This window comes from Pseudonocardia sp. C8 (assembly GCF_014267175.1).
Taxonomy (GTDB): Bacteria; Actinomycetota; Actinomycetes; order Mycobacteriales; family Pseudonocardiaceae; genus Pseudonocardia.
Window position 1 is genome coordinate 5,949,306 of the sequence record NZ_JACMTR010000002.1, and the last position, 26,862, is coordinate 5,976,167.

Below are 26,862 nucleotides of genomic sequence, written 5' to 3' on the forward strand. Positions count from 1 at the left end.
GGGCCGTCCCGGCCGGGTCACCCGCCGGGCACCGGCCCCGGCCCGAACGGCGACCCGCCGCCGAACAGCGGGGAGGAGCCCACTGCCGCCCGCAGCTCCAGCCAGGTCAGGACGGCGTACGCCGCACCGGCCAGGAACACCAGGCAGGATACCGACACCAGCACGTAGGTGATCACCCGCAGGACGGTGAGGGTGGCCGGGTCCCTGGCCACGGTGACCGGCCCGGCGGCGGGGCGCCGCCGGTCGTCGTGCTGCGGACCCGTGCCGGGCGCGCCGGCGGTCGCCGAGCCGGCGGACGGCGCTGTACCGGGCGTGGGAGCGGCACCGGCACCGGTCCCGGGAGCGGTCGGAGCGTCGTCCGGTGCGCCGAAGCGGGCCGCGGCCGCCTCGGCGACCGTGGTGGGCCGCCGGCCGGCCTCCGGGGTGCCGCGCTGGGCCGGGACGGGGGCCGCCGGAGCGTCGGCACCGGTCCCGCCGCGGTCGTCCGGGCCGGGACGCGCGGACCGGCCCGCTCCGCCGTAGAGATCGCCGGACGTGACCCCGGCCCGGGGCTGTGGCCGCTCGGTGGGCCGGAGCGTCCGCAGGTCCGGGTAACCGCCCTCCTGTCCGGCCGGGTCGTCCTCGTCGGCACGCCCGTGCCGCGGCCGCGGGGACGGGCGCGTACCGGAGGGGTCGTCGCCCCCGCGCACGGTGGGGCTGGGCCGGGACTGCTGCGGGCCGGTCATGCGGACCTCCGGGCTCGGGACGGCGGTGCGACGCGGTGCGCCGGCACCCGCGTGCTGTGACACCCTTACCGCCGCCCGCACCCGTGGCGTTAGCCCTTGCGTCCTAGAGTCACCTGGTTCGGTGAGGTGAACTCACCGGGTGTACACGCCGGTCGGCTCGGCGTGGTACCCCTTCGTCCCGACGGCGTCGGCCAGCGGGCTGCGGGGTGCGGCACCGTCGCGGACGCGCGCGGCCACGGCCTCGGCGTCCCACACCGGTCTCCAGCCCAGCTCCGCGACCGCGCGGGCCGGCGAGTAGACGCGGTCCACCGCGGGGACGGCCCAGCCGCGCTCGCGCAGCAGCGCCGCCACCCCCGGCGCCCGGCGGGCCAGCACCGGCGCCGGGTTCCGCCCGAGCGCGGCCAGGTCGTCGCGGGTGAACGGCGGCGGCGCGCTGATGACGTACCGCGCGAATCCGAGCTCCGGAGCCCGGCGGGCCGCCGCCAGGTGCGCGGACACGACGTCGGCGACGTCCACCCGGCGGTGGCAGAACTCGACGAGCTTGAGCGCGGTGTCGTCGAACCGCTCCCGGACGTCGTCGCGGTCGTCGGCCTCCGGGAAGAACCGTGAGGTCCGCAGCACCACGACCGGCAGCCCGGGGTCCTGCGCCGCCAGCTCGCACAGCTCCTCGGCCGCGGTCTTGGTGGCGCCGTAGACGTTGCGCACCCGCGGGACGACAGTCTCGTCGATCCAGGTGGCGGGCCCGCCGGGGACCGGGGTGAGGGCCCGCCCGAACGCGCTGGTCGACGACGTGAACACGACGCCGCGCACGCCCGCGGCCGCGGACTCCTCGAGCACCGCGAGCGTCCCGGAGACGTTGGTGTCGACGAAGTCCTGCCGGGTGTGCGAGCCGACGTGCGGCTTGTGCAGGGTCGCGGTGTGCAGCACGTGCGTGACGCCGTCCAGCGCCCGGGCGAGCGCGGCCCGGTCGGTCAGCGAGGCGACGACGTCCGTCCACGGCGAGGGCAGCACGTCCAGCCCGGTGACGGGCACGCCGTCCTGCCGGAGGGTCCGGACCAGCGCCTCACCGAGGTGCCCCGCGCTGCCGGTGACCAGCACTCGTGAGTGGTTGCCGTGGCCAGGGCCCTGCTTTCCACTCACGGGCGCGTTAGCGCCACAACCGCCGGCGCGGCGGGCGGCGGGTCACCCCGGAGGCCTCGGCGCAGAGGATACAGCGCTCGCCGGGGGGCGAGGCCAGCGAGGCCGGCAGCACGATGTGCCCGCACAGGGCGGAGCACTGCCCGCTCCCGGAAGCCAGTGACTCGGCGAGCACGGCGTGCGGGACGACGTGGCTGCGACCGTCGCGGGCACAGGTCACGGCGACACCCGGCTCGGTGCGGCCGGTGGTCGTGGCCTGGCGCGTGCTCGCGGACGGTACCGACACGGCGACTCCTCGCTGTTGCGGCGGAGAGGCCATCGTCGCGCCTGGGTCCGTGCAGATGCAAGTGCATCCGCACGAACGGCCGAATTGGTTGCTTCCTCGTCGCGGAGAGTGGCGAGAACCACTACGGCGGCCGACGCGCCGGTCGCGAGCGCCGGCCGATCATGCCGCGTCGCGGCCCGGAACCCGGCGCTTTCCTGGGGGAACGGCCCGTTCACCCGGCCGGCCGCCGGGCGTGACGCCGATCACCCGAATGCCCACCGGCCGATCGGGCTCGGGGCCGCAGAACCTGCACGCGCACTGCCGTCCCGTTAATCTCGACCGACATGATTGCTCCCGAGCAGGCCGGATCTCCGGTGTCCGGTGCTGCACGCTCCGAGCCGGCCGCCGATGCCGGCGACCCGTCCTACGAGATCGTGGTCCCGGACCCGGCCGACGGGGTCGACATGTGGCGGCTCGCCGTCGAGTCGCGGACGCTGGACGCGAACTCCCGCTACGCCTACGTGCTGTGGTGCCGCGACTTCGCGCGCACCTCGGTGATCGCCCGCCGGGACGACGGCCGCGCCGTCGGCTACGTCACCGGCTACCTGCGCCCGCAGGCCGGGCGCACCCTGCTGGTCTGGCAGGTGTGCGTGGACCCGGTCGCGCGGGGCGCCGGGCTGGCCGGCCGCATGCTCGACGCGGTCTGGGACCGGGCGGTCGCCGACGCGGGGGTGGACCGGATGGAGACGACCATCACCCCGGACAACGAGTCGTCCATCCGGCTTTTCAGCTCCTTCGCCGGACGCCATGACACGTCGATCGAGCGCGAGGACCTCTTCGGTCCCGAGCTGCTCGGCGACTCCCACGAGCCGGAGCATCTGTACCGCATCGGCCCGATCGCACGCTCCGCCGGCGTGCAGGACACAGAGGGTGGAACGACATGACCGTTTTCGAGGATCTCGAGTCACAGGTCCGCAGCTACTGCCGCAACTGGCCGGTCGTCTTCGACACGGCCAAGGGGAGCCGGCTGACCGACGTCGACGGCAACTCCTACCTCGACTTCTTCGGCGGTGCCGGGGCGCTCAACTACGGGCACAACCCCGACGAGCTCAAGAAACCGCTGATCGACTACCTCACGCGCGACGGCATCACGCACGGCCTGGACATGTACACCCGGGCCAAGGGCGAGTTCCTGGACACCTTCCAGGAGATCATCCTGGGCCCGCGCGGGCTGGACTACAAGGTCCAGTTCCCCGGCCCGACCGGTGCCAACGCCGTCGAGTCCGCGCTCAAGCTGGCGCGCAAGATCACCGGCAAGGAAGCGCTGATCAACTTCACCAACGCGTTCCACGGCATGACCCTGGGCGCGCTGTCGGTGACCGGCAACTCGATGAAGCGCGGCGGCGCCGGCATCCCGCTGGTCCACTCGACGCCGATGCCGTTCGACAACTACTTCGACGGCAAGGTGCCCGACTTCCTGTGGTTCGAGAAAGTGCTCGACGACGCCGGGTCCAGCCTGAACGAGCCGGCCGCCGTCATCGTCGAGACCGTGCAGGGCGAGGGCGGCCTGAACCCGGCCCGCATCGAGTGGCTGCAGGGCCTCGAGGACCTGTGCCGCCGCAAGGAGCTCCTGCTGATCGTCGACGACGTCCAGATGGGCTGCGGCCGCACCGGCCCGTTCTTCTCGTTCGAGATCGCCGGCATCAAGCCGGACATCGTCACCGTCTCGAAGTCGATCTCCGGGTACGGCCTGCCGATGGCGCTCGTGCTCATCAAGCCCGAGTACGACCAGTGGGGCCCCGGTGAGCACAACGGCACCTTCCGCGGCAACAACCCGGCCTTCGTCACGGCCACCCACACGCTGCGGACCTGGTGGACCGACGACACCCTCGAGAAGGAGACCCTCCGCAAGGGCGAGAAGATCGAGGAGGGCTTCCAGAAGATCATCGCCGAGAACCCCGGCGCCGAGATGTTCGCCAAGGGCCGCGGCCTGGCCCGCGGGATCCAGTTCGAGGGTGACGGGCTCGCCGAGAAGATCGCCGGCAAGGCCTTCGAGCAGCGGATGCTGCTGGAGACCGCGGGCCCGAACGACGAGGTGCTGAAGCTCCTGCCACCGCTGACGACCACCGACGACGAGATCGACGAGGGTCTTGCGATCATCGGCGAGTCCGTCCGAACCGTCATCGGGAGCTGATAGCCATATGATCGTCCGTACTCTCGACGAGATCACCGGGACCGAGCGCGACGTCGAGCCCGAGCACAAGCAGTGGCGCAGCAAGCGCATCGTGCTCGCCGGCGACAAGGTCGGGTTCTCGGTCCACGAGACCGTGCTCCAGCCGGAGACGGTGAACGACTTCTGGTACGCGAACCACATCGAAGCCGTCTTCGTCACCGAGGGTGAGGGCGAGCTCTACGACAAGGACAACGACGTCACCTACCAGCTCAAGCCCGGCTCGATGTACCTGCTGAACGGGAACGAGCGCCACCAGCTGCGCCCGAAGACGCTCATGCGGACCGTCTGCGTCTTCAACCCCCCGGTGACCGGCCGGGAGGTGCACGACGAGAACGGCGTGTACCCGCTGATCGTCGAGGACTGACCCGGATCCTGCGCCTGCCGGCGTAGCCCAGCTCACTGCGTGGGGCGTTTCCGCTGTGCTACAGCGGGGACGCCCCCGTCGTGGTTTCGAGACCACGACCCGTTCGAAGGGAATGACCGCAACACCGGACGAGGAGGAATGTCCATGACAGCCGTGGTCGGGAGCGACGCCCGCACCCGGGTCGACCGTTACTACACGCGGGTCTCCCGCGAGCCCGCCTTCATCGAGCGGGCGGAGCCCACCGTCTGGGGAGACCGCTCGAGCGCCGGGATGTTCGGGGCGCAGGAGCTCGACGCGCACGAGCGCGACGGCTTCGTGCAGGTCCCCGGCCTGCTCACCGGCGAGGAGGTCGCCTTCTTCCAGGCCGAGCTGGACCGGCTCGCCAACGACCCCGCCGTCCGCTCGGACGAGCGGTGCATCATCGAGAAGTCCTCCGACGAGGTGCGGTCGATCTTCGAGGTCCACCGGATCTCGTCCGCGATCGCGCGCCTGGTCCGCGACGAGCGGGTGCTCTCCCGCGCCCGCCAGATCCTGGGGTCGGACGTCTACGTCCACCAGAGCCGGATCAACTACAAGCCCGGGTTCGGCGGCGGTGGCTTCTACTGGCACTCCGACTTCGAGACCTGGCACGCCGAGGACGGCATGCCGACCCCGCGGGCGGTCAGCTGCTCGATCTCGCTGACCGACAACCACCCGTACAACGGCTGCCTGATGATCATGCCCGGTTCGCACCGGACGTTCGTCTCGTGCGTCGGCGAGACCCCGGAGGACTACTACCGGACCTCGCTCAAGGAGCAGGAGATCGGGACCCCGGACAACGACTCGATCACCGCGCTGGCGAACCGGCACGGGATCGCGATGATGACCGGGAAGGCCGGTTCGGCGACCTGGTTCGACTCGAACTGCATGCACGGCTCCGGTGACAACATCACCCCGTACGCGCGCTCGAACATCTTCCTGGTGTTCAACAGCGTCGAGAACGCGTGCGTGGAGCCGTTCTACGCCCCGAAGCCGCGTCCGGCCTACATCGGTGCGCGGGACTTCACCCCGGTGCGCTGACGCGAGCACGCACCCAACGCGCTAACCACCACAAGCTCATCAGTTGACGGCGGCGCCCGTCCCCGGGAAGCGGGGCGGGCGCCGTCGCCGTTTCAGGCCAGGGTGACCGGCGCGAGCGTCGGACGCTTGGGCCGGTACCCGTCGCCGGTGTGCGCGCCGCGCAGCCGCTTGCGGACGTAGGGCATCACGTGCCGGGTGACCCAGCGCAGGTCCTCGACCTGCCGGGTGCGCCACGGCGTCGGCCCGGCCTCGGGCTCCGGCCACGGCGCCCGCCAGTCCCCGGCCGGCTCGCCGAGCGCCTCCAGCACCCGCCAGGCCACCCGCTCGTGCGCGTGCGGCACCAGGTGCAGCCGGTCCGGTCCCCAGGCCCGCGGGTCGGCCAGCGCGTCCATCGCCCAGAGGTCGACGACGCGGCAGCCGTGCCGCTCGGCCGAGGCCCGCATCAGCTCGTTGTAGCAGGCGATCCGGCCGCGGAGCCGCCGTATGAACGGGTGCATCCGGCGCAGGTCGAACCCGGTGAAGATCAGCACCTCGGCCCCGGTCGCGACCAGCCGGCCCAGGGCGGCGTCGAAGCGCGCGGCGAGGTCGTCGGTGTCGCAGGTCCAGCCGATGATGTCGTTCCCGCCGGCGCAGAACGTGATGAGATCGGGGCGGATCGCCTCGGCGACCGGGATCTGGTCGGCGACGATCTGGTCCAGGACCTTCCCGCGGACGGCGAGGTTGGCGTACCCGAAGCCGGGGTGCCGCGCGGCGAGGGTCTCGGCGACCCGGTCGGCCCACCCGCGTGGCCGGCCGTCCTCGGTGAAGTCGTCGAGGCCCTCGGTGAAGCTGTCCCCGAGTGCGACGTAACTCCGGTGCTGCACGTGCACCGCCCCCCTTCGGCCCTGATCCGTGCCTGCTCCTTGCCTGTTGTTCACCGGACGGAAGTCCTGCGTTACTTCAATGATCACGCCTCGTCGCGGTGCGCGCCAACTCGCCTGCGTCGACCCCGGCACGGGGATAGGGCACCCTGAGCGGGGTGACCCACGATCCCGCCCCGCGTGCCGCGTCCCGGGAGGACCCCGGTCTCGCCGAACTGCTCGGCGGGCGCGGCGGTGCGGTCGACGCGTCCGTGCCCGTGGTCGGCTTCGTGCTGGCGTGGGTCATCGCCGGGTACCTCGGCTCGGCGTACCCGATCAACTGGGGGGCCGCCGCGGCGATCGTGTCGGGGGCCGGGGTCGCGGTCTGGCGGCTGGCCCGCGGCCGTAAGCCGCGGGCGGTGCTGCTCGGGCTGGCGGGGGTGGTGGCCGCCGCCGGCATCGCCCTGCTCACCGGGCGGGCGTCGGACTTCTTCCTGGTCCAGATCGTGTCGAACGTCGGCAGCGCGGTCGCCTGGGCGATCTCGATCGTCGTACGGTGGCCGCTGCTCGGGGTGATCGTCGGGGGGCTGCTGGGGCAGCGGACCCGCTGGCGCCGGGACCCGGACCTGCTCCGCGGGTACCAGCGGGCGTCCTGGGCGTGGGTCGGTCAGTACCTGGTCCGGCTGAGCGTGTTCCTGCCGCTGTGGGCGGCCGATCAGGTCGTGCTGCTCGGGCTGGCGCGGACCGTCCTCAGCCCGGCGCTCGTGGGGCTGAGCGTGCTCGTGTCGTGGCCGTTGCTGCGCACGGCGCTGCCGGACGATCACCCGGGAATCCGTCACCCCCGGTGACGGGACCGGTCCGGGCTGCGACTAGAATCGTGATTTTACCGTGACCTCGATCGGGTGACGTGAAGGTCGTCACTTCCGGTGATCGTCTGATGCGTTTCGCGCCGCTCCGACGTTCTCACCCGTGGAACCGCCGCCCCACGATGCCACTGCAAGGAGCCATGCCACACCAGCGCCCCCCGGAGCCCAGCCGCGGTGATGTCGACCGGCGCGTTCCCGGACCCACCCGCCCCGTCCCACCGGCCACCGGTCGCCCGGTCGCGTCCCCGGACGCCCCCCAGGTCCCGCAGCCGCGCCGCGCCGCACCCGCCCGGCCCCCGCACGCCGGTCCCGGCGTCCCGCCGGCGACCCCGCCGGGCGGCCAGCGGCCGACCCGGGTGGTCCCCGGCCCGGGCGTCCCGCAGGGGACCCCGCCGGGCGGATACCCGCGGACCCGCGCGATGACCTCCGCGGCCGCGCCCACCGAGCTGAGCCCGGCCTCCGGTCCCGGTGGCCCGAACGGGCCGGTCGGAGCCGGCCCCGGAAAGGGATCCGACGCAGGGAAGGGGCCCGGCTCCGCCAAGGACGACGGCTCCGGCGAGACGACCTCGCTGAAGGCCGAGCTGAGCCCGACGAAGATCGCGGCCGGCGCCGGCGCCGCGGTCGTCACGGCGATCCTCGGCTCGTTCCTCGGCGCGGTCGGCACCGTCCTGGGCGCGGCGCTCGGCTCGATCGTCACCACGCTGGCCACCACGCTGTTCACCCGGTCGATCGAGGTGAGCAAGGACAAGGCGGTCGTGCTCAAGCAGAAGGCGGTCGCCCGCAAGGGCAAGGGCGTCGCCGAGGGGACCGTCGCCGCGGCCCGGCAGTCGGCCGGCCGCGGAGCCGCGGGCCCGACCGGTGAGGAGACCGTCCTGCTCGACCCGGCGCACGCGCCCGGCCGGCCGCGCACGGCCGCGGCGTCCGGTGCGGGACTCGGCGGGTTCCGGCGGGTCCGGGTCACCCGCCGGGCGATGATCGTGTCCGCGGTGCTCGGCGTCGTCACCTTCGGTGTCGCGATGTTCCTGATCACCGGCATCGAGGTCGTCAAGGGCTCGTCGCTGGCGGGCCACGGCTCCGGCACCTCGATCGGGAACGTCGTCCGCGGTGCGCCTCCGGCGGAGGCCCCCGACCGGGGCGGCGAGAACGGTGCCACCGACCCGTCGAGCTCGGAGAGCGCCACCTCGACCAGCGAGGCGCCGACCGGTACCTCGGAGCAGTCGACGAGCACGAGCCCGAGCACCGGCGAGTCGGCGCAGCCCGGCAGCGGCTCCGAGTCCGGGAGCAGCAGCGACCCGCTGCAGAACGGGCTCGACCGGATCGTCCCGAGCCAGGAACCGGACTCCGGTCAGCAGTCCGGGGAGGACGGCGGCGCCGCCCCCACCAACTGAGACGGCACGACGCGCGCGGCGCCGGTGGGCAACGGCCCACCGGCGCCGTCGTGTGTGCGGCCCGGAAGTGCGTGCGGAGGCCGGCCCCGACGGAACGGTCCCGACCCCGTTCATACGGGGCTCAGCGGGCGAGGCGGGCCTTCAGCCGGGCGGCAGCAGCCTGGGGGTCGTCGGCACCCGTGATGGCGCGGACGACGACGATCCGGGTCGCCCCGGCCTCGAGCACCGCGTCGAGGCGCTCCTCGTCGATCCCGCCGATCGCGAACCACGGCCGCTCCGGGGCCCGCCCGGCGACCGTGCGGACCAGGTCGAGGCCCGGCGCGGGGCGGCCCGGCTTGGTCGGTGTCGGCCAGCAGGGGCCCACGCAGAAGTAGTCGACGCCGTCCTCGCCGGCGGCGGCCAGGGTCTCGTCCGGGCTGTGCGAGGACCGGCCGACGAGCACGTCGTCGCCCACGATCCGGCGGGCCCAGGCCACCGGCAGGTCGTCCTGGCCGAGGTGCAGCACGTCGGCCCCGGCGGCCAGCGCGACGTCGGCCCGGTCGTTCACCGCGAGCAGCGCGCCGTGCCGGCGGCAGGCGTCGGCGAGCACGTCCAGCGCGGCCAGCTCGGCCCTCGCCTCGAGCGGCCCGTCCGGTCCGCCCTTGTCCCGGAGCTGGACGATGTCGACCCCGCCGGCGAGTGCGGCGTCGGCGAACGCGGCCAGGTCGCCCTGCTCGGTGCGGGCGTCGGTGCAGAGGTAGAGCCTCGCCTCCTGCAGGCGGGCGAGGCGGGTGGAGCGGGTATCGGTGTCGGACACGGCCCGCACGCTACGGCGTACGCTGGAGGTTCGTAGGTGAGAGCCACGGGAGCCCGGCGAACGGGCTGAGAGGGGACCTCGGAAGCGGTCCCGACCGTCGAACCTGATCCGGGTCATGCCGGCGCAGGGAGTGAGGTGGGCAGAACCATGACCAGGCGGCTGGCCGTCGCCGGAGCCGGTGCGATCGGGCTGTCCGTGGCCCGCGAGGCCGCGCACGCCGGATGGGCCGTGACCGTGTTCGACCCGGCCCCGGGCAGCGGTGCGTCCTGGGTCGCCGGCGGGATGCTGGCCCCGGTCACCGAGGCCTGGCCGGGCGAGGAGGACCTGCTGGCGCTCGGGCTGGACTCGGTGGCGCGCTGGCCGGAGTTCGCGGCCGCGCTGTCCGCCGAGGCGGGAACCGACGCCGGGCTGCACCCGGCGGGCACCGTGGTCGCGGCGACCGGCTCCGGTGACCGCGACGAGCTGACCGCGCTCGCCGGGTACCTGGAGTCGCTGGGCCGGCCGGTGCAGCGGCTCACCGGTCGCGAGCTGCGCCGGCTGGAGCCGGCCATCGGTCCGGACGTCCGCGGCGGCCTCTCGGTGCCCGGCGACCCCTCGGTGGACAACCGCCGGCTGCTGGCGGCGCTGCGGGCCGCGTGCGGGCGGGCCGGGGTGACGGTCGACGAGCGTGCGGTCGCCGCGGTGCGCGACGACGGCGCGCGGGTCACCGGGCTCCGGCTCGCCGACGGCACCGAGGTCGCGGCCGACGTGGTCGTGGTCGCGGCGGGGGCGCACTCGTCGTCGTTGCACCCGGTGCTGGAGGGCCTGGTCCGGCCGGTGAAGGGCGAGGTCCTGCGGCTCACCCGCCGGCCCGGTGCGCTGCCGCCGCCGGCCCGCACCGTCCGGGCGCTCGTCGACGGGCGCCCGGTGTACGCCGTCCCGCGGGTCCTGCCGGGGCACGGTGACCTCGTGGTCGGCGCGACGACGGCGGAGAACGGCTTCGACACCGACGTCACCGTGGGCGGGGTGCGCGACCTGCTCCGGGACGCCGAACGGATCCTGCCCGGGATCGCGGAGTACGCGCTGACCGAGTCGGCGGCCGGTCTGCGACCGGGCAGCCGAGACAATGTTCCCCTCATCGGCCGAATCGGGCCGGAGGGGCTGATCGCCGCGACCGGGCACGGCCGCAACGGCATGCTGCTCGTCCCGGTGACGGCGGCCGCGGTCGCCGCCGTGCTGCGCGACGCTGCCGTGCCCGATGCCGTGCGGGCCGCCGACCCGCGCCGCTTCACCTCGGTCGCGGCCGAGAGGAGCTGACGATGGTGATCCTGCTGAACGGCGAGAGCCGCGAGATCGAGGACGGGACCGACCTGGCCCGGGTCCTCACCGACGCCGGGCTGCCCGAGCGGGGCGTCGCCGTCGCCGTGGACGGCGAGGTCGTGCCCCGGGCGTCCTGGCCGGGGTACGTGCCGGCCGACGGCGCACGGGTCGAGGTGCTGACCGCGGTGCAGGGAGGATGACGATGGACAAGCTCGCGTTCGGCGACCACCTGTTCGACTCCCGGCTGGTGATGGGCACCGGGGGTGCCACCAACCTGGAGATCCTGGAGCGGGCGCTGGTCGCGTCCGGCACCGAGCTGACGACCGTGGCCCTGCGCCGGGTCGACGTCGTCGGCGGGACCGGGCTGCTGGACCTGCTGCGCCGGCTCGGGATCCGGGTGCTGCCCAACACCGCGGGCTGCCGGACCGCCGCCGAAGCCGTGCTGACCGCACGGATGGCCCGGGAGGCCCTCGAGACCGACCTGGTCAAGCTGGAGGTCGTCGCGGACGAGCGCACCCTGCTGCCCGACCCGATCGAGCTCCTCGACGCGGCCGAGCAGCTCGTCGAGGACGGCTTCACCGTGCTGCCCTACACCAACGACGACCCGGTGCTCGCCCGGAAGCTGGAGCAGGCCGGGTGCGCCGCCGTCATGCCGCTGGGGTCGCCGATCGGGACCGGGCTGGGCATCCGGAACCCGCACAACATCGAGATGATCGTCGAGGCGGCGGGCGTCCCGGTCGTGCTCGACGCCGGGATCGGCACCGCGTCGGAGGCCGCGCAGGCGATGGAGCTGGGGTGCGACGCCGTCCTGCTCGCCACCGCGGTCACCCGGGCCGCGGATCCGGAGCGGATGGCCCGGGCGATGCGGCTCGGCGTCGAGGCCGGCTGGGACGCGCGGCGAGCCGGCCGGATCCCGCGCCGGTACTGGGCCCATGCGAGCTCGCCGGAGCGGGAGGACTGACAGGGGTGCAGCGGGTCCGGGTCACCGGTCGCGGGGACGCAGACCCAGATCCGACAGTTCCAACGCGGCCAGCCGGGCGACGACGTCCGGGTCGCCGGACCGCCACGCGGCCGCCGGGTCGGGGACGACCCGGGTCAGCGTCCGCACCGGGACCCGGGCCAGTGCGCGGAGCGCGAGCAGGTTCGGCGCGGACCCGCGCGCGGCCACCGCGGCACCGGCGCGGCGGGCGTAGCGCAGCCGCAGCGGCAGCCAGCCGAGCAGCACCGGGAGCAGCAGAACCAGCGGGACGACGACCAGCGCCCCGGTCGCGAGCATGGCCACGGTGTCGCCGAACTCGCGGCCCGCGGCGGCCAGGTCCGCGCCGGCCCCCGTCGCGGGGGCCAGCGCGCGGGCCAGATCCGGCCCGACGAACGGGATCGAGGACACCGCCCCGCCGACCCCGGTGAACGCGCTCGTGACCCGGTCACCGGCCGCGACCAGCGACTCGCCGGGCCCGCGCAGCGCCAGGAGGCCGTCGCGCACGACGACCCCCGCGGTCACCGCCAGCACCGCCCACCCCAGGGCGAGGACGTCCGCGAGGACCTGGCGGGCCAGACGGCCGGGGCGTTCGGCATACCACCGCATCGGCCCTGTCTACCGCCCCGCCCGGTGCCCTGCGCGCCGCGGTCGCTCCCGCTACAGCAGCCCGAGCTTCGTCGCCGCGTAGACGGCCTCGGCCCGCCGGGACACCATCAGCTTCCGCATGAGGTTCCCGACGTGGAACTTCACCGTGGTCTCCGAGATGAACAGCTCGGCCCCGATCGCCCGGTTCGACAGGCCGCGGGCCAGCAGGCGCAGCACGTCCAGCTCCCGGTCGGTCAGCCGTTCCCGGTCCGGCATCCCGCCGGACAGCGACCGGACCATCGCCGACGCGGAGCGGGCGTCGAACGCGCTCTCGCCGCGGGACACCGCCCGGATGGCCCGGACCAGCTCGGTGGTGTCGACGTCCTTCACGACGTAGCCGCGCGCCCCGGCCTGCACCGACTCGACGACGAGGCGGTCCTCGGCGAACGTCGTCAGCACCAGCACCCCGATGCCCGGGTGCTCGGCGCACAGCCTGCGGCAGACCTCCAGGCCGTCGGGCTGCGGTCCGGAGGAGAGCTTGAGGTCCAGCAGCACGACCTGCGGGCGGCCGGCCGCGACGGCCGCGAACGCCTCCGGCACGCTGCCCGCCTCGCCGACGACGCGCAGGTCCTCCTCGCGTTCCAGCACCGCACGCAGGCCCTGACGCATGATCGAGTGGTCGTCGACGAGGACGATCCGGATCTCCCGGACCGCCGGGTGCCCGCCTCGCGGGATCCCGCCGGCACCGGGCGCGCCCGTGGTCCGCAGCGGTCCGTTCACGAGGTCTCCTTCCCCGCCGCCCCGAGCGGGACGTCCACCTGCACCTGCAGCCCGCCCATCCGGGAGCGGCGGAACCGCAGCGTCCCGCCCAGCTCGCGGGTGCGGGTGTCCATGTTGACCAGGCCGCGGTGCTCGCCGTACGGGCCGCGGGCCGTGGCCGCGCGCAGCATGCGGCGGATCTGGTCGGGCGAGGCGCCGCCGTCGTCGGAGACCGACAGGCGGATCCGGTCGGGCTGGTAGGCCAGCCGGACCGACGCCCGGGACGCCGAGGCGTGCATCGCCGTGTTGAACAGCGCCTCACCGGCGATCCGGAACAGCGACTGCTCGTGCTCGTGCGGCAGCGGGACCGGGGTGCCACCGATGGTGACCTCGACCCGCAGCTCGTCCGGCATGTGCACGGTGGAGAGCTGCCGCAGCATCGAGGGCAGGTCCTTGTCGGCGTGGTCGTCGTCGTTGAGCGCGTAGATCGCCGAGCGCAGCTGCTCGACCGCGCGCCGGGTCAGGTCCTTCGCGGTGTCGAGGTGCTCGACCGCGCCGGCGATCGCCGGCCGCCCGGCGATCTCCGAGCGGCACAGCTCGATGTGCATGCCGGCGGACAGCGCGTACTGGGTGACGCTGTCGTGCAGCTCCCGGGCGATCCGGTGCCGCTCGTTGTCGAGCACCTCGCGCTGGCGCGCCGCGCTGAGCGCCTGCTGGGTGGCCATCAGCTCGTCGTTGCGGGACCGCAGGTCCTCGGCCTGGGCGGCGGTGCGGGCGTGCAGCCGCTCGGCGCGGTCGAGCAGGGCGCAGTTCTGCAGCGCCGACGCGGTCTGGCCGGCCAGGATCCGCAGCACCGAGTGATCGGTGTCGTCGATCTCCCGGTCCGGCGGCGTCCAGGCGACGAAGCCGCCGACGATGCGGCCGTCCAACCGGATCGGGACGTGCACGTGAGTGCGGTCGTCGTGGTCGCGGTGCCCGTCGTGGACCGCGCCGCTGCCCATCTGCAGCAGGGCGACGTGCCGGCGCACCTTCTCCGGGACGCGGCGCAGGTCGGGCCACTCGGCACCGTCCGGGCCGAGCACGACGTGCCGCGGCGCCGCGTCGGGCAGCTCGCCGTCGACCAGCCCGAGGATCAGCCAGTCCGCGGACAGGTGGTCTGCTGCGGCGTCGGCGACCGCCCGGACCAGCGCCTCGGAGCCCTCCATCGTGCGGACCAGCGCCGCGGAGATCCGGTCCAGGGCGAGGATGACGCGCTTGAGCCGCTCCAGGTTGACCCGGTACTCGGGGTAGAACGAGGGCTTGCCGGACCGCAGCCCGGTGAGCTGGTCGAGGTCGGGGCGGCCCCGGTGCCCCGGGCCGGTCGCGGCAGGCGGGGCGGGCGTGCGGCGGCCGGGGAACCGGGCGGCGGTCACCGCGCCGGCCTCACAGCGCCCGCCGGAACAGGTCCTCGATCTGCTCCACCGACGCGCTGCGCGGGTTGGTGGTCAGGCAGGCGTCGCCCAGGGTGAGCCGGGCCAGCCGCGGGACGTCGCCCTCCCGGACACCGATCGCGCCGAGCCCGGTCGGCACGCCCACCTCGTCGGCGAGCTTCCGGACCTCGCCGGCGACCATGTCGACGGCCTCGTCACCGGGCATGCCGGGCCGGGCGTCCAGGCCCATGGCCTGGGCGATCGGCACGAACCGCGTGGGGTCACCGGCCCCGTTGAACCGGATGACGTGCGGCAGCAGCACACCGTTGATGAGCCCGTGCGGGAGGTCCAGCATGCCGCCGACCTGGTGGCTCATCGCGTGCGTGGCCCCGAGGATCGCGTTGGTGAACGCCAGCCCGGCCTCCAGGGCCGCCTGCGCCATCGCCGTGCGCGGGCCCTCGTCGGTGCGGCGGAGCATCGTCGTCGGCAGGTTGGTGTGGACGAGCGCGACCGCGTGCAGGGCGTGCGTGTCGGTGAGCGGCCCGTGCGCCAGCGACACGAACGCCTCGATGCCGTGGGTGAGCGCGTCGAGCCCGGTGGCGGCGTTCAGCCAGTCCGGCATGGTCACCAGCAGCCGCGGGTCGATCACCGAGACGTCCGGGACGAGCGCCCGCCCCATGATCGTGAGCTTGGTGAGCCGCTCGGTGTCGGTGATGATGCAGAACTGCGAGACGTCGGCGCCGGTGCCCGATGTGGACGGCACCATCACCAGCGGCGGGATCGGGTGGGTGATCCGGTCGATGCCCTCGTAGTCGCCGATCGTGCCGCCGTTGGTGGCGAGCAGGGCGACACCCTTCGCGGCGTCGATCACCGACCCTCCGCCGATCCCGATCACGACGTCGCAGCCGGAGTTCTCGTAGCGGGCGAACCCGGCGTGGACCTCGTGGTCCTTCGGGTTCTGGGTGATCTCGTTCCACAGCTGCGGGCGCAGGCCGGCCGCGCGCAGGTGGCCCAGGAGCTCGGCCGGCCAGCCGGCCTCGGTCACCCCGGGGTCGGTGACGACGAACGGCCTGCGGGCACCCAGCCGGAGCGCGGCGTGCGCGGCCTCGGGCAGCGAGTCCGCACCGAAGACGATCTCGGGCGCGTGGAACTTGGACAGCCGGGGGCGCTCCGGGTGATCCGGCACCCGGACCGTCCGCTCGCCCGCGCTGCCCGGACGTGCCGCGTCCCCGTCGAGGACGAGGACGGTGTCCCCGCGCGTGGTTCCGGGCACGCCGGTGAGGACCACGCTGCCTCCTCCCGCTCCGCGCCGACCGGTCGCCGCCCGTGCTCGGGTACGGCCCGGTCACGAGCGTGTCGCCCACCGTACAGTGCGATACCCTGTCGCAGTTGCCTCGGCGGGCGAGTACTCCCCGAAAGCACGGGGTGGAGCACTAGGACGCGTGGATGGGTCCCTCGCGCTCGGCGAGCGGGATCCCCGCGCCGCCCCAGTGCTGGGCGATCATCTCCGCGGCGATCGACACGGCGGTCTCCTCCGGGGTGCGGGCGCCCAGGTCGAGCCCGATCGGCGAGGACATCCGGCCGATCTCCGCGTCGGTGAGCCCGCGCTCGCGGAGCCGGGCGATCCGGTCGTCGTGCGTGCGCCGGGAGCCCATCGCGCCGATGTAGCCGATCTCCGGCAGGCGCAGCGCGACCTCCAGCAGCGGCACGTCGAACTTCGGGTCGTGGGTGAGGACGCACAGCGCGGTCCGCCCGTCGATCCGGCCGGCCTCGGCCTCGGCCTGCAGGTACCGGTGCGGCCACTCGACGACGACCTCGTTCGCGCCCGGGAACCGGCTCGCCGTGGCGAACACCGGGCGGGCGTCGCACACGGTCACCCGGAAGCCCAGGAACGAGCCCATCCGGGCCACCGCGGCGGCGAAGTCGATCGCACCGAACACGATCATCCGCGGCGGCGGGGCGAACGACTCGACGAACACCTGCAGGCCCTCGCCGCGGCGCTCGCCGTGCACGCCGTAGGTCAGGGTGGCGTTGCGTCCGGCGTCGAGCAGCCCGCGGACGTCGTCGCGGATCGCGTCGTCGATCCGGTCCGATCCGGTCCCGCCCTCGACACCGTCCTCCGACCCGGCCGGCCGGACCACGAGGCGCTTGCCGAGCAGCTCGACGGGGCCCGCGACGACGGTGGCGACGGCGACCGGTTCCTCGTTGCGCACCGCCTCGGCGATCCGGCCGAGCTGGGGATAGGTCTCCGGGCTCACCTTCTCGACGAAGACGTCGAGGATGCCGCCGCAGGTCAGGCCGACGGCGAACGCGTCGTCGTCGGAGACGCCGTAGCGCTGCAGCACCGGGCGGTCCTCGGCGAGCACCTGCTGGCCCAGCTCGTAGACCGCGCCCTCGACGCAGCCCCCGGACACCGAGCCGACGGCCTCGCCGCCCGGGCCGACGAGCATCGACGCGCCGGGCTGGCGGGGGGCGGACCGGAAGGTGCCGACCACGGTCGCCAGCGCGGCGGGCTCGCCGTTCTTCCACCAGCCCTCGAGCTGATCGATCACGTCACGCATGTCGCACCACTTTCAGCAGCTTCTCCAGGGTGTCCAGGCTGTGCCCGGCCAGCAGATCGTCCAAGTGCGGGAGCGCCGCGACTATTCCGCCCTGGACCGGGGCGTAGCCGGCCTTGCCCGCGTGCGGGTTCACCCAGATCAGCCGGTGGGCCAGCCGGGACAGCTGTTCCACCTGCTCGCCGAGCAGCTCGGTCCCGCCGCGCTCCCAGCCGTCGGAGAAGATCACGACCACCGCGCGGCGGGCGGCGCCGCGCCGGCCCCAGCGGTCGACGAACGCCTTCAGCACCTCGCCGAGCCGGGTCCCGCCGGACCAGTCGGGGATCGCCTTCCCGGCCGCACCGAGTGCGCGTTCGGCGTCGCGCTGGCGCAGCTCCCGGGTGATCCGGGTGAGCCGGGTGCCGAGGGTGAACGCCTCCACCGACCGGGGCGCGCGGCGCACGAACACGTGCGCGAACCGCATGAGCGCATCGGCGTAGGGCTCCATCGAGCCGGACACGTCGATCAGCAGGACGACCTTGCGCGGCCGCCGGGACGCGTCCCGGCGCTTGATCGAGAACAGCTCGCCCTGGTTGCGCAGCGCCGCACGCAGGGTCCGCTGCCGGTCCGGATCGCCGCGGCGGTGCCGGTGCTTGCGGCGCGACGCCCGGGTCGGCGGCTCCGGCCGCAGCAGCGTCATCAGCCGGCGCAGGTGCTCGCGTTCGGCCGGGCTCAGCTCGCCGAGATCGCGGCTGCGCAGGATCTCGGTGCCGGTGGCGGCGGCCTTGATCTGCGGGCCGTCGTCGGAGTCGTCGTCGCCGGTGCCCTCGCGCCCGGGGACGAGCGCGGCGAGCTTCGGCGGGGCGGGCGGCCGCTCGTCCCGGTTGGTCGCCCGGCGGGCTTGCGACGGCTCGAACCAGGCCGGGAACGCCAGGTCGTAGCGGGCGACGTCGTCCGGGTCCGCGCACAGGGTCAGCCGCCCCGCCCAGTACGCCTGGTCGCGGTCGGTCACGTCGAGGGCGTCGGCCGCCTCCAGGAACGCGGCGGTCCGGTCGCTGGTCACCGGCACCCCGGCGGCGCGGAGCACCTCGGTGAAGCCGACGAGCCCGGTGAGCAGGGTGTCGGCCTCGGTGCGTTCCGTACTGCTGGTCATGGCGATGGTCAACCGGTCACGGCGGTCTACGACGCCAGCAGCGCGTCGAGCTGCTGGTGCACCCGGTCGGCGTCCTCGCGGTACTTGAGGACGGCGCCGAGCGTGCGGGCTGCGGTCCCGACGTCGAGGTGACGGGCCCCGACGAGCTGCAGCGCCCGCGCCCAGTCGAGGGTCTCGGCGACCCCCGGGGGCTTGATGAGGTCGGCGTGGCGCAGCTTCTGCACCGCCCGCGCCACCGCCGCGGCGAGCCGCTCCGGGACGTCGGGCAGCCTGCTGTGCAGGATCTCGATCTCGCGTTCGATCGTCGGGTGCTCGAGCCAGAGGTAGAGGCAGCGGCGCTTGAGCGCGTCGTGCACCTCGCGGGTCCGGTTGGAGGTGAGGACGACGATCGGGGGCGTCTCGGCCCGGACCTCCCCGATCTCGGGGATGGTGACGGCGTGCTCGGTGAGCACCTCGAGCAGGAAGGCCTCGAACTCGTCGTCGGCCCGGTCGATCTCGTCGATCAACAGGACCGAGGGCGTGGTGCGCAGCGCGCGCAGGACCGGGCGGGCGAGCAGGAAGCGCTCGTCGTAGAGGGAGGCCTCCACCGAGTCGACGTCGAAGTCGCCGCCCGCGGCCTCCAGCGTGCGCAGGTGCAGCAGCTGGCGGGGGAAGTCCCAGTCGTAGAGCGCCTGGCCGGCGTCGATGCCCTCGTGGCACTGCAGCCGGATCAGAGGTGTGCCGAGGATCTCGGCGAGTGCCTGGGCCAGCGCGGTCTTGCCGGTCCCGGGCTCGCCCTCGCAGAACAGCGGACGGTTCATCTGCATGGCCAGGTAGGTGGCCGTGGCCAGGCCGTCGTCGGCCAGGTAGCCGGTCGCGCGCAGCGCCTTGGCGAGCTCGTCCGGGCTCCCGGGGGCCGGGTGGCCGAGCGGGGCGCCGGCGGGTGCGGTGTCGTTCACCGAACCAGGATGCCGGACGGTGGGCAGGGGCGGCCACAGCGGCACTCCGGAGGGTCAGGAGGCCGACTTGCTTCCGATCCTGAACTGTTCATGGGTCCGTGATACGTCCGTGATGTGACGTCGTTGACCAGGGCGTTTAGGTCCCGTCTGATAATCACAAGCATGTAACCGTGATTCCGCTCACCCATTCCATGTTTGACGGATTCCATTCCCGCATTCACATTTCTCGTCGGCCGGTCCGACCGGAGCGGCCAGCTGAACGAGCCAACATCCGGGCCCGCCGCGCCGAACACCCCCGTCCCGCGGCTGCCCGGTCCGTCGAGGAAAACGGAACGGGACGGGGACGAGAGAGACCACTTCCGCGGGCGTCATGGACGTCGCTCCCCGGTCCCGATCGACGCTCCGCGGCGAACGGCGGGCACACGTGTGTGTCCGGGGACCACTGCGCGGACGTGTGACCGATCGGGCCGGCGCGGTGGGAGCAGACCAATGACCAAGGGACCCAAGGGCCGAAGTCTCCTGCGCGTGGCCGCGGCGGGCATCGTCGCGGTCGGCGCGACGGCCGCGATCTCCGGTACCGCCAACGCCGCCCCGGACAACGTCTGGGACCAGCTCGCGCAGTGCGAGAGCGGCGGCAACTGGTCGATCAACACGGGTAACGGGTACCAGGGTGGCCTGCAGTTCTCGCCGTCCACCTGGCGCGCCTACGGCGGCAGCGGGTCGGCGAGCAGCGCGAGCCGCGCCGAGCAGATCGCCGTCGCCGAGCGCGTGCTGGCCGCGCAGGGCTGGGGCGCGTGGCCGTCCTGCTCCAAGAAGCTGGGCATCACCGGCCACTCGGCCGACCCCGGCAAGCGCGTGAAGGCGTCGGCCCCGGCCGCGAAGGCCGCGCCGAAGAAGGCCGCCCCGAAGGCGGCCGCGCCGAAGGCCGCCGGCGGTGGCTACACCGTCAAGTCCGGCGACACCCTGTCGAAGATCGCCGCGGCGCACGGCACCTCGGTCGCGAAGCTCGCCGCCGCGAACGGGATCGCGGACCCGGACGTGCTCAGCGTCGGGCAGGCCCTCACGCTGCGCTGACCTCCGCTCCCGGACCGCCATCCGGGAGCGCGGCACGGGGCGTGCGGTGTCCCCAGCACCCGCCCCGGCGGACGACGGCCCGGGTCCTCCCTGCACGGGAGGGCCCGGGCCGTTCCGTTGCCGCAGGTGTACCGGGCGCCCTCAGGTGGAGTTGACCCACTCGTCGGTGCCGTCGGCGAAGCGCTGGTGCTTCCACACCGGGAGCAGCCGCTTCACCTCGTCGACCAGCTCGGCGCAGGCGGTGAAGGCCTCCTGCCGGTGCTCGGCCGCGACCGCGCAGGCCAGGGCGACCTCCCCGACCTCGAGCGGGCCGACCCGGTGGCTCACGGCGAGCGCCCGGACGCCCGGCGAGCCCGCGGCCACCTGCTCGGCCACCTCGGCGACGATCCGGCCCGCGGTCGGGTGCGCGCTGTACTCCAGGCCGTGCACCGACTTCCCGCCGTCGTGGTCGCGGACCACGCCGGCGAAGGTGACGACGGCGCCCGCGGCCGGGTGCTCGACGAGGCGGGCGTGCTCGTCGACGTCGAGCGGCTCCTCGCCGACCGCGGCCCGCAGGACGAGCGCGTTCGCGGCAGACGTCATCGGTGGTCACCTCCGTGGAGCTGGTCGACGGCGTGGTCGAGGACGCGCCCGAGCACGCCGAGACCGTCCTTCACACCGCCCGGGGACCCGGGCAGGTTGACGATCAGGGTCCGGCCCGCCACCCCGGCCACGCCCCGGGACAGGACGGCCGTGGGGACCGCGTCCTCCCCGGCCCGCCGGATCGCGTCGGCCAGCCCGGGCACCTCGTGGTCCAGCACCGCCCGGGTGACCTCGGGGGTGGCGTCGGTGGGGGAGATCCCGGTCCCGCCGGTGGTCACGACCACGTCGACGCCGTCGGTGACGGCTGCCCGCAGCGCCTCCCCGACGGGCTCGCCGTCCGGCACGACGACGGGGTCGGGGGTGGCGTAGCCGCGCTCGCGCAGCCATTCGGTGATGAGGGGCCCGCCCCGGTCGGCGTACACGCCCGCGGCGGCCCGGTTGGAGGCCGTGACGACGCGTGCGGTGCGGCCGGTGCTCACGGCCGGTCCCCGGGCCGCGTCCAGTGCCCGGTCTTGCCGCCGTCCTTGCTCTCCACCCGGACGGCGTCGAGCACGGCGGCCGGGTCGACGGCCTTGATCATGTCGTGCAGCGTGAGACCCGCGACGGCGACCGAGGTCAGGGCCTCCATCTCGACGCCCGTGCGGTCGGTGGTCCGCACCTCGGCCCGGATGGCGATCCGGCCGGCGTCCCCGTCCGTGCCGGGCTCGAGGTCGACGGTGACTCCGCTGATCGCGATCGGGTGGCAGAGCGGGACGAGGTCCGGGGTCCGCTTGGCGCCCATGATCCCGGCGATCCGCGCGGTCGCCAGCGCGTCGCCCTTGGGCAGGCCGTCGGACTGCAGCAGCCGCACCACCTCGGCGGTGGTGTGCAGGACGCCGGTCGCCACCGCGGCACGGCGCCCGGGCTGCTTCTCCGAGACGTCCACCATGCGGGCCGCCCCGGCCTCGTCGACATGGCTCAGCTCGCTGCTCACGCCACGACCCTATACGCCCGCGGGGGCACGTCCGAGGCTCCTCCGGGAGGGCGCTCAACCGGGGCTTGAAGTGTGATCTGCATCACGTTTATGTTTTCACACACACAGTTTCCGTCAACGTATTCACTTCGTGATCTGCGGCAATGACCAGCGGAAACGGTTTACTCGATCTTGATCTGCCGGATCGGGCGCGCGCCGAACCGTGTCGCGGACGACTTCCGTCTCACTCCGACGTGTCCTACCTTCGTCCGCGGCCCGGCCGACTCCCCCTTTGCGGACGGGCTCCGGTGCCGCAGCGCTCCCTGTCCGGCGGTACACCGGCCCCCGAGGTATCCGTGGGACAGGGCCGACCGCAACGGCGGATCGGTGGTCACTCCCCGGCCACCGGACCGCGCGCCCGCTCCCCAGGGCGCTGTCGGAACGCGCCACGCGGGAGACCAGCCATGGCTCGATACCGCGGCAAGCACCGCAAACCCAGTACGGCCGGCCGCACGATCGCCCGGACCGCCGCCGCAGGCGCGGTCCTCGGAGCCCCGATGCTCGCGGTCGTCCCGGCCAACGCCGCCAGCGACGCCACGTGGGACAAGCTGGCGCAGTGCGAGAGCTCCGGCAACTGGCAGGCCAACACCGGGAACGGCTTCTCCGGCGGGCTGCAGTTCACCCCGAGCACCTGGAAGGCCTTCGGCGGCGGCGAGTACGCGCCCGCCGCGCACCAGGCCAGCCGGGCCGAGCAGATCGCCGTCGCCGAGAAGGTTTTGGCCGGGCAGGGCTGGAACGCCTGGCCGTCCTGCTCCAAGAAGACCGGCGCCTCCGGCTCCTCCACGCCGCGCACCGTCGAGCGCGACGCCGGCAGCCAGGCCCCCCAGCGCGTGAAGCTCAGCGCGCCGGCCGCGAAGTCCGGCAAGACCTACACGGTCAAGTCCGGCGACACCCTCGGCAAGATCGCCGCCGCGCACGGTGGCGGGCACTGGAAGACCCTGCTCGCGAAGAACCCGGGCCTCGGCGCCGGGCAGCTGATCCACCCGGGCCAGGTCATCAACGTCTGATCCGGCCCCACCCGGGCTCCCGCTACACCCGTGCTCCGGTTCCCTCGTGGAGGGGGCCGGAGCACAGGTGGTCCGGGCGGAGGTCAGGTGCCGGCGAGCCGGCGGAGCTGGGCGGGCGTGTCGACGTCGTCCGGGACCGCGACGTCGGAACACTCGACCAGCTCGAGATCGGGGCGGCCGGCCAGGTAGCCGCGGGCACCGGCGTCGCCCGCGGAACTGCCCACCACCCCGGACCAGTGATCCCGGCCGAGCAGGACGGGGTGGCCGGGGACGCCGTCGTAGGCGGCCCGCCGCAGCGACGCGTGCGTCGCCCCCTCGATGACCCGCGCGACGGCCTCCGGCCCGACGCCGGGCAGGTCCACCAGGTGCACCAGCGCGGCCCCGGTGCCGGGCAGGTGCGCGAGCGCGCCCAGGCCGCGCCGCAGCGACGCGCCCATGCCCTCGTCCCAGTCCTCGGCGACGACGACGCCGACGTCGCTGCCGCGGGCACCCATCCCGGCGCTGCGCAGCAGGTCGGTGACGTCGTCGGCGCGGGCGCCGAGCACCACCGTCACGGGGCCGCAGCCGCCCGCCTGCAGCGCCCGCACGGCGCGCACGGCCAGCGGCTCGCCGTGCAGCCGCACCAGCGCCTTCGGGGTGCCCATCCGGCGCCCGGCACCACCGGCGAGGAGCAGGCCCGCGACCACGGTCAGCGGTTGATCTCGGTGACCGGGTGCTCGTAGGGCACGCTGTCGACCGGGAACTCGACCTCGCCGAACGGCGACATGTTCCCCTGCACGCTGCCCGTGAGCTCGGTGACCGGGTGCTCGCCGTCCGGCAGCTGCGGCCAGGTCGGGTCGATCCGGTCGGGGTTGGCGGGCTTGGCCATCGGGGGTCCTCCAGCGTGCTGTCCGGCGTGTCGGGTGTCATTATCCCGGACGGCCACGGGTCCTGTCCGCCCCGGTGCGGATCCGCCGACTACCCTGGTCGTGGTGCAGACGTCCCTGGTCGAGTGGCTGCGCGGGCAGGACGACGGGTTCCTCGCCGCGCTGCTCCGTACGCGCCCGGACCTCGCCGTGCCGCCGCCGGCCGATCTCACGGTGCTGGCCACCCGGGCCTCCATCCGAGCCTCCGTGCAGCGTGCCTGCGAGGACCTCGGCACCGTCGCCCTGACCGTGCTGGAGGCGCTGGTCCTCGCCGGGGCCGGCAGCGGCCCGGTGGACGGCACGGCGACCGGCCACGGGCCCCGCTGGTGGCTCGGCCCGGACGTCGACGCCACGACGTTCGCCGACGGCCTCGCCGCGCTGCGCGCCCGCGCGCTGGCGTGGGGCCCGGACGAGGCCCTGTCGGCGGTCCCGGCGGCCGCCGAGGTCGTCGGTCCGTGGCCGGCCGGCCTCGGCCGGGAGGAGGCGGGCGTCCCCGGCCCGGCCGAGCTCGCCGACCTCCTGGCAGGAGCCGGCGAGGACGAGCGCCGGGTGCTCGACGTCCTCGCCCAGGGGCCGCCGATCGGGCGCTCCCGCGGCGCGTCCGAGGGATCCGGACCGGTCGGCGCCCTGCTGGCGAAGGGCCTGCTGCGGCGCCGGGACCCGGACACCGTCGAGCTGCCCATGCAGGTGGCGCTGGCGCTGCGCGGGGAGCGGCCGATGGGCCGGCTCGACATCGCCCGGCCGGACGTCGGACTGCGCGAGCGCGATCCCGCCACCGTGGACGGCACCGGGGCCGGTGCGGCGCTCGAGTTCCTGCGCCGGGTCGACCGGGTCGTCGAGTTCATCGGACGCGAGGCGCCCGGGGTGCTGCGGTCCGGCGGCTTCGGGGTGCGGGACCTGCGCCGGGCGGCCAAGGAGGCCGGCACCGACGAGCCCACCGCCGCGCTGGTCGTCGAGCTCCTGCTCGGCGCCGACCTGATCGGCGAGAGCGAGGCGATGGCACCCGAGTGGCTGCCGACCACCAACGCCGATGTCTGGGCCGCCGCGCCCGAGGAGTCCCGCTGGGCGGTGCTGGCCCGGACCTGGCTGGAGCTGCCCCGGCTGCCCGGACTGGTCGGCCGCCGCGACGAGGCCGACAAGCCGATCACCGCGCTCTCCGACGGCCCGCGCCGCCCGCCCGCCCCGCGGGACCGGCGGCGGATCCTGGAGACCCTCGCCGACCTGCCCGCCGGCACCGCCGTCGGCTCGGCCGGCGACCTGGCGCGGGTCCTCGCCTGGGCCGCCCCGCGGCGCGGCGGGCGGCTGCGCGACGAGATGGTGGAGTGGACGGTCGCCGAGGCCACCACGATCGGCGTCGTCGCCCTGGACGCGCTCACCACGGCCGGGCGGGTGCTGCTGGACCCGGTGACCCGCGACGCGCGGCACCCGACCGACCTGGCCGCCGCGCTGCACGCCGCGCTGCCCGCCCCGGTCGAGGAGGTCCTGCTGCAGGCCGACCTCACCGCCGTCGCGCCGGGGCGGCTGTCCGCCGACCTGGCGCACGAGCTGGCGATCCTGGCCGAGGTCGAGTCCGCGGGCGGCGCGACCGTCTACCGGTTCACCGAGCAGAGCCTGCGCCGGGCCCTGGACACCGGCCGCACCGCCGAGGACGTACACGCGTTCCTGGCCGCACGCTCCCGCACCCCGGTGCCGCAGACCCTGACCTACCTGGTCGACGACGTCGCCCGCCGGCACGGCCGGCTGCGCGGCGGCGCGGTCAGCTGCTTCCTGCGGTCCGACGACGACGTCCTGCTCTCCGAGGTCCTCGCGCACGAGGGCACGGCCGGGCTGGGCCTGCGCCGGATCGCCCCGACCGTCGTGGTGAGCGCGCTGCCGCTGGCCGAGGTGCTGGACGGGCTGCGGGCCGCCGGGTTCAGCCCGGCCGCCGAGGACGCGGGTGGGGCCGTGCTCGACCTGGCCGCGAAGGGCAGGCGGGTCGAGCCCCGCCGGCGTGGCACGAACGGCCGCCCCGTCGTGACCGAGAGCCCCACCGACCGGGCCGATGAGCTCGTCGAGCGCCTGCGCGCCGGGGACGCCCTGGCCGGGGTGCGGCGCAGCGTCGCCGGGCGGCGGGAGGCCACCGGCTCCACCGGCAACCTCGCGTCGCTGCAGGCCGCGGCACGCGAGGGCCGGACCGTCTGGATCGGCTACGTCGACGCGCACGGCGTCGCCGGGGACCGGGTGCTGGCGCCGACGTCGGTGGGCGGTGGGGTCGTCGAGGGCCGGGACGCCCTCGACGGGGAGCTCCGCCGGATCCAGCTCCACCGGATCACGTCGATCGCGCCCGTGGAGCCCGGCGGGGCCACCACCGGCGCCAGGTCCTCCTAGCGCGCCCCGGCGGCCATCCGCTGGTGCATGGCGTGCTGCACCAGCGCGATCAGCGTCTCCTTCGTGGACTGCCGCTGACGCGCGTCGCACACCACCATCGGGACGGTCGGGTCGATCGACATCGCCTCGCGGACGTCCTCCAGGCCGTGCTGCAGGCGCCCGTCGAACGCGTTCACCCCCACCACGTAGGGCAGCCCGCGGTCCTCGAAGAAGTCGATCGCGGCGAACGAGTCGGCGAGCCGGCGGGTGTCCACCAGCACGACGGCGCCGATCGCGCCGCGGACCAGGTCGTCCCACATGAACCAGAAGCGTTGCTGGCCCGGCGTGCCGAACAGGTAGAGCACCAGGTCGGCGTCCAGCGAGACGCGGCCGAAGTCCATCGCGACGGTCGTCGACCGCTTGTGCGGGGTCGCCGACAGGTCGTCGTGCGACGAGCTCGCCTCGGTCATCACCGCCTCGGTGGTCAGCGGCATGATCTCCGAGACCGAACCGACGAACGTGGTCTTCCCGACGCCGAACCCGCCGGCGACCACGATCTTGGCCGACATCGTCGCGGCACGGGCGACGGGCTGCTGCGGTGCCTG

The 26,862-nt window shown here is 74.5% G+C and carries 30 protein-coding genes and 1 riboswitch; of the genes, 12 read left to right on the top strand and 18 right to left on the bottom strand.

Going from position 1 to position 26,862, the window contains the following annotated elements; genetic code table 11:
- Window positions 1-17 precede the first annotated feature (17 nt).
- The 3 genes from H7X46_RS28285 to H7X46_RS28295 form a co-directional block, all read right to left on the bottom strand.
- Window positions 18-725 carry a hypothetical protein gene (locus tag H7X46_RS28285; protein ID WP_186362239.1) on the bottom strand — a complete coding sequence of 236 codons (708 nt, stop codon included), beginning with the start codon at window positions 723-725 and terminating at the stop codon, window positions 18-20.
- Window positions 726-857: 132 nt separating this feature from the next.
- Entirely contained in the window at window positions 858-1,865 is a 1,008-nt protein-coding gene (locus H7X46_RS28290) for an NAD(P)-dependent oxidoreductase (protein WP_186362240.1), read from the bottom strand.
- Window positions 1,866-1,872: 7 nt separating this feature from the next.
- Entirely contained in the window at window positions 1,873-2,148 is a 276-nt protein-coding gene (locus H7X46_RS28295) for a hypothetical protein (RefSeq protein ID WP_186362241.1), read from the bottom strand.
- A 323-nt stretch (window positions 2,149-2,471) separates the two neighbouring features.
- On the opposite strand from H7X46_RS28295, the gene ectA reads away from it, so the two are divergent.
- From ectA to thpD, 4 genes are all read left to right on the top strand, one after another.
- Window positions 2,472-3,071 carry a diaminobutyrate acetyltransferase gene (ectA, locus tag H7X46_RS28300; RefSeq protein WP_186362242.1) on the top strand — a complete coding sequence of 200 codons (600 nt, stop codon included), beginning with the start codon at window positions 2,472-2,474 and terminating at the stop codon, window positions 3,069-3,071.
- The gene (gene ectB, locus H7X46_RS28305; RefSeq protein ID WP_186362243.1) at window positions 3,068-4,321 is read left to right on the top strand and encodes a diaminobutyrate--2-oxoglutarate transaminase; all 1,254 of its coding nucleotides are present in this window, start codon (window positions 3,068-3,070) and stop codon (window positions 4,319-4,321) included. Before ectA ends, ectB begins: the two co-directional genes overlap by 4 nt.
- Window positions 4,322-4,328: 7 nt before the next feature.
- Window positions 4,329-4,724 (top strand): ectoine synthase, encoded by a 396-nt coding sequence (locus H7X46_RS28310; protein ID WP_186362244.1) that lies wholly within the window; start codon window positions 4,329-4,331, stop codon window positions 4,722-4,724.
- 144 nt (window positions 4,725-4,868) lie between these two features.
- Window positions 4,869-5,783: an ectoine hydroxylase gene (thpD, locus tag H7X46_RS28315; protein ID WP_186362245.1), complete on the top strand. Its 915-nt coding sequence runs from the start codon at window positions 4,869-4,871 to the stop codon at window positions 5,781-5,783.
- Window positions 5,784-5,875: 92 nt separating this feature from the next.
- Here thpD and H7X46_RS28320 read toward each other — a convergent pair whose 3' ends face one another.
- Window positions 5,876-6,646 (bottom strand): SGNH/GDSL hydrolase family protein, encoded by a 771-nt coding sequence (locus tag H7X46_RS28320; RefSeq protein ID WP_370589028.1) that lies wholly within the window; start codon window positions 6,644-6,646, stop codon window positions 5,876-5,878.
- 155 nt (window positions 6,647-6,801) lie between these two features.
- On the opposite strand from H7X46_RS28320, the gene H7X46_RS28325 reads away from it, so the two are divergent.
- Window positions 6,802-7,470: a DUF3159 domain-containing protein gene (locus tag H7X46_RS28325; protein WP_186362247.1), complete on the top strand. Its 669-nt coding sequence runs from the start codon at window positions 6,802-6,804 to the stop codon at window positions 7,468-7,470.
- Window positions 7,471-7,628: 158 nt separating this feature from the next.
- Window positions 7,629-8,876, top strand: a complete 1,248-nt coding sequence (locus tag H7X46_RS28330; protein ID WP_186362248.1) for a hypothetical protein — start codon at window positions 7,629-7,631, stop codon at window positions 8,874-8,876.
- A 121-nt stretch (window positions 8,877-8,997) separates the two neighbouring features.
- Here H7X46_RS28330 and thiE read toward each other — a convergent pair whose 3' ends face one another.
- The gene (thiE, locus tag H7X46_RS28335; RefSeq protein ID WP_186362249.1) at window positions 8,998-9,681 is read right to left on the bottom strand and encodes a thiamine phosphate synthase; all 684 of its coding nucleotides are present in this window, start codon (window positions 9,679-9,681) and stop codon (window positions 8,998-9,000) included.
- Between the two features lie 35 nt (window positions 9,682-9,716).
- A riboswitch (TPP riboswitch) is annotated at window positions 9,717-9,803 on the top strand.
- Window positions 9,804-9,819: 16 nt separating this feature from the next.
- Between thiE and thiO the strand changes: the two genes are divergently transcribed.
- From thiO to H7X46_RS28350, 3 genes are read left to right on the top strand one after another with little or no spacing between them, the layout of a single operon-like run.
- Window positions 9,820-10,968 (top strand): glycine oxidase ThiO, encoded by a 1,149-nt coding sequence (thiO, locus tag H7X46_RS28340; RefSeq protein WP_186362250.1) that lies wholly within the window; start codon window positions 9,820-9,822, stop codon window positions 10,966-10,968.
- Window positions 10,969-10,970: 2 nt separating this feature from the next.
- The gene (gene thiS / locus H7X46_RS28345; RefSeq protein ID WP_186362251.1) at window positions 10,971-11,171 is read left to right on the top strand and encodes a sulfur carrier protein ThiS; all 201 of its coding nucleotides are present in this window, start codon (window positions 10,971-10,973) and stop codon (window positions 11,169-11,171) included.
- Window positions 11,172-11,173: 2 nt separating this feature from the next.
- The gene (locus H7X46_RS28350) at window positions 11,174-11,932 is read left to right on the top strand and encodes a thiazole synthase (RefSeq protein WP_186362252.1); all 759 of its coding nucleotides are present in this window, start codon (window positions 11,174-11,176) and stop codon (window positions 11,930-11,932) included.
- Window positions 11,933-11,953: 21 nt separating this feature from the next.
- On the opposite strand, the gene H7X46_RS28355 is transcribed toward H7X46_RS28350, so the two are convergent.
- The 7 genes from H7X46_RS28355 to H7X46_RS28385 form a co-directional block, all read right to left on the bottom strand.
- Entirely contained in the window at window positions 11,954-12,556 is a 603-nt protein-coding gene (locus H7X46_RS28355) for a hypothetical protein (protein ID WP_186362253.1), read from the bottom strand.
- 51 nt (window positions 12,557-12,607) lie between these two features.
- The gene (locus H7X46_RS28360) at window positions 12,608-13,315 is read right to left on the bottom strand and encodes a response regulator (protein ID WP_370589029.1); all 708 of its coding nucleotides are present in this window, start codon (window positions 13,313-13,315) and stop codon (window positions 12,608-12,610) included.
- Complete coding sequence (locus H7X46_RS28365) at window positions 13,312-14,706, bottom strand: GAF domain-containing sensor histidine kinase (RefSeq protein WP_370589030.1); 1,395 nt, start codon at window positions 14,704-14,706, stop codon at window positions 13,312-13,314. The genes H7X46_RS28360 and H7X46_RS28365 overlap by 4 nt, the downstream gene beginning before the upstream one ends.
- A gap of 10 nt (window positions 14,707-14,716) precedes the next feature.
- Window positions 14,717-15,991, bottom strand: coding sequence for an iron-containing alcohol dehydrogenase (locus H7X46_RS28370; protein WP_370589031.1), 1,275 nt, complete (start codon window positions 15,989-15,991; stop codon window positions 14,717-14,719).
- 145 nt (window positions 15,992-16,136) lie between these two features.
- Window positions 16,137-17,264, bottom strand: a complete 1,128-nt coding sequence (locus H7X46_RS28375; RefSeq protein WP_186362254.1) for an XdhC/CoxI family protein — start codon at window positions 17,262-17,264, stop codon at window positions 16,137-16,139.
- A complete protein-coding gene (locus H7X46_RS28380; protein ID WP_186362255.1) occupies window positions 17,257-18,393 on the bottom strand; it encodes a VWA domain-containing protein in 1,137 nt (378 codons plus the stop codon). Before H7X46_RS28380 ends, H7X46_RS28375 begins: the two co-directional genes overlap by 8 nt.
- A 26-nt stretch (window positions 18,394-18,419) precedes the next feature.
- Window positions 18,420-19,331, bottom strand: coding sequence for a MoxR family ATPase (locus H7X46_RS28385; RefSeq protein ID WP_186362256.1), 912 nt, complete (start codon window positions 19,329-19,331; stop codon window positions 18,420-18,422).
- A gap of 489 nt (window positions 19,332-19,820) precedes the next feature.
- Between H7X46_RS28385 and H7X46_RS28390 the strand changes: the two genes are divergently transcribed.
- Window positions 19,821-20,405, top strand: a complete 585-nt coding sequence (locus H7X46_RS28390; RefSeq protein ID WP_186362257.1) for a transglycosylase family protein — start codon at window positions 19,821-19,823, stop codon at window positions 20,403-20,405.
- 141 nt (window positions 20,406-20,546) lie between these two features.
- On the opposite strand, the gene H7X46_RS31025 is transcribed toward H7X46_RS28390, so the two are convergent.
- From H7X46_RS31025 to moaC, 3 genes are read right to left on the bottom strand one after another with little or no spacing between them, the layout of a single operon-like run.
- Window positions 20,547-20,987: a molybdenum cofactor biosynthesis protein MoaE gene (locus tag H7X46_RS31025; protein WP_186362258.1), complete on the bottom strand. Its 441-nt coding sequence runs from the start codon at window positions 20,985-20,987 to the stop codon at window positions 20,547-20,549.
- Window positions 20,984-21,466: a MogA/MoaB family molybdenum cofactor biosynthesis protein gene (locus H7X46_RS31030; RefSeq protein ID WP_186362259.1), complete on the bottom strand. Its 483-nt coding sequence runs from the start codon at window positions 21,464-21,466 to the stop codon at window positions 20,984-20,986. Before H7X46_RS31030 ends, H7X46_RS31025 begins: the two co-directional genes overlap by 4 nt.
- Window positions 21,463-21,960 carry a cyclic pyranopterin monophosphate synthase MoaC gene (moaC, locus tag H7X46_RS28405; RefSeq protein WP_370589032.1) on the bottom strand — a complete coding sequence of 166 codons (498 nt, stop codon included), beginning with the start codon at window positions 21,958-21,960 and terminating at the stop codon, window positions 21,463-21,465. The genes H7X46_RS31030 and moaC overlap by 4 nt, the downstream gene beginning before the upstream one ends.
- A 443-nt stretch (window positions 21,961-22,403) precedes the next feature.
- Between moaC and H7X46_RS28410 the strand changes: the two genes are divergently transcribed.
- On the top strand, window positions 22,404-23,006 hold the full coding sequence (locus tag H7X46_RS28410) for a transglycosylase family protein (RefSeq protein WP_186362260.1): 603 nt from the start codon (window positions 22,404-22,406) through the stop codon (window positions 23,004-23,006).
- Window positions 23,007-23,089: 83 nt separating this feature from the next.
- Here the strand turns inward: H7X46_RS28410 and H7X46_RS28415 are convergent, their stop codons facing one another.
- A complete protein-coding gene (locus H7X46_RS28415; protein ID WP_222131464.1) occupies window positions 23,090-23,650 on the bottom strand; it encodes an NTP transferase domain-containing protein in 561 nt (186 codons plus the stop codon).
- 44 nt (window positions 23,651-23,694) lie between these two features.
- Window positions 23,695-23,874, bottom strand: coding sequence for a hypothetical protein (locus H7X46_RS28420; protein WP_186362262.1), 180 nt, complete (start codon window positions 23,872-23,874; stop codon window positions 23,695-23,697).
- A gap of 100 nt (window positions 23,875-23,974) precedes the next feature.
- Between H7X46_RS28420 and H7X46_RS28425 the strand changes: the two genes are divergently transcribed.
- Window positions 23,975-26,278: a helicase-associated domain-containing protein gene (locus H7X46_RS28425; protein ID WP_186362263.1), complete on the top strand. Its 2,304-nt coding sequence runs from the start codon at window positions 23,975-23,977 to the stop codon at window positions 26,276-26,278.
- Here H7X46_RS28425 and H7X46_RS28430 read toward each other — a convergent pair.
- Window positions 26,275-26,826 carry an ATP/GTP-binding protein gene (locus H7X46_RS28430; protein ID WP_222132526.1) on the bottom strand — a complete coding sequence of 184 codons (552 nt, stop codon included), beginning with the start codon at window positions 26,824-26,826 and terminating at the stop codon, window positions 26,275-26,277. The two genes, H7X46_RS28425 and H7X46_RS28430, sit on opposite strands and share 4 nt — an antisense overlap.
- Window positions 26,827-26,862: the final 36 nt, after the last annotated feature.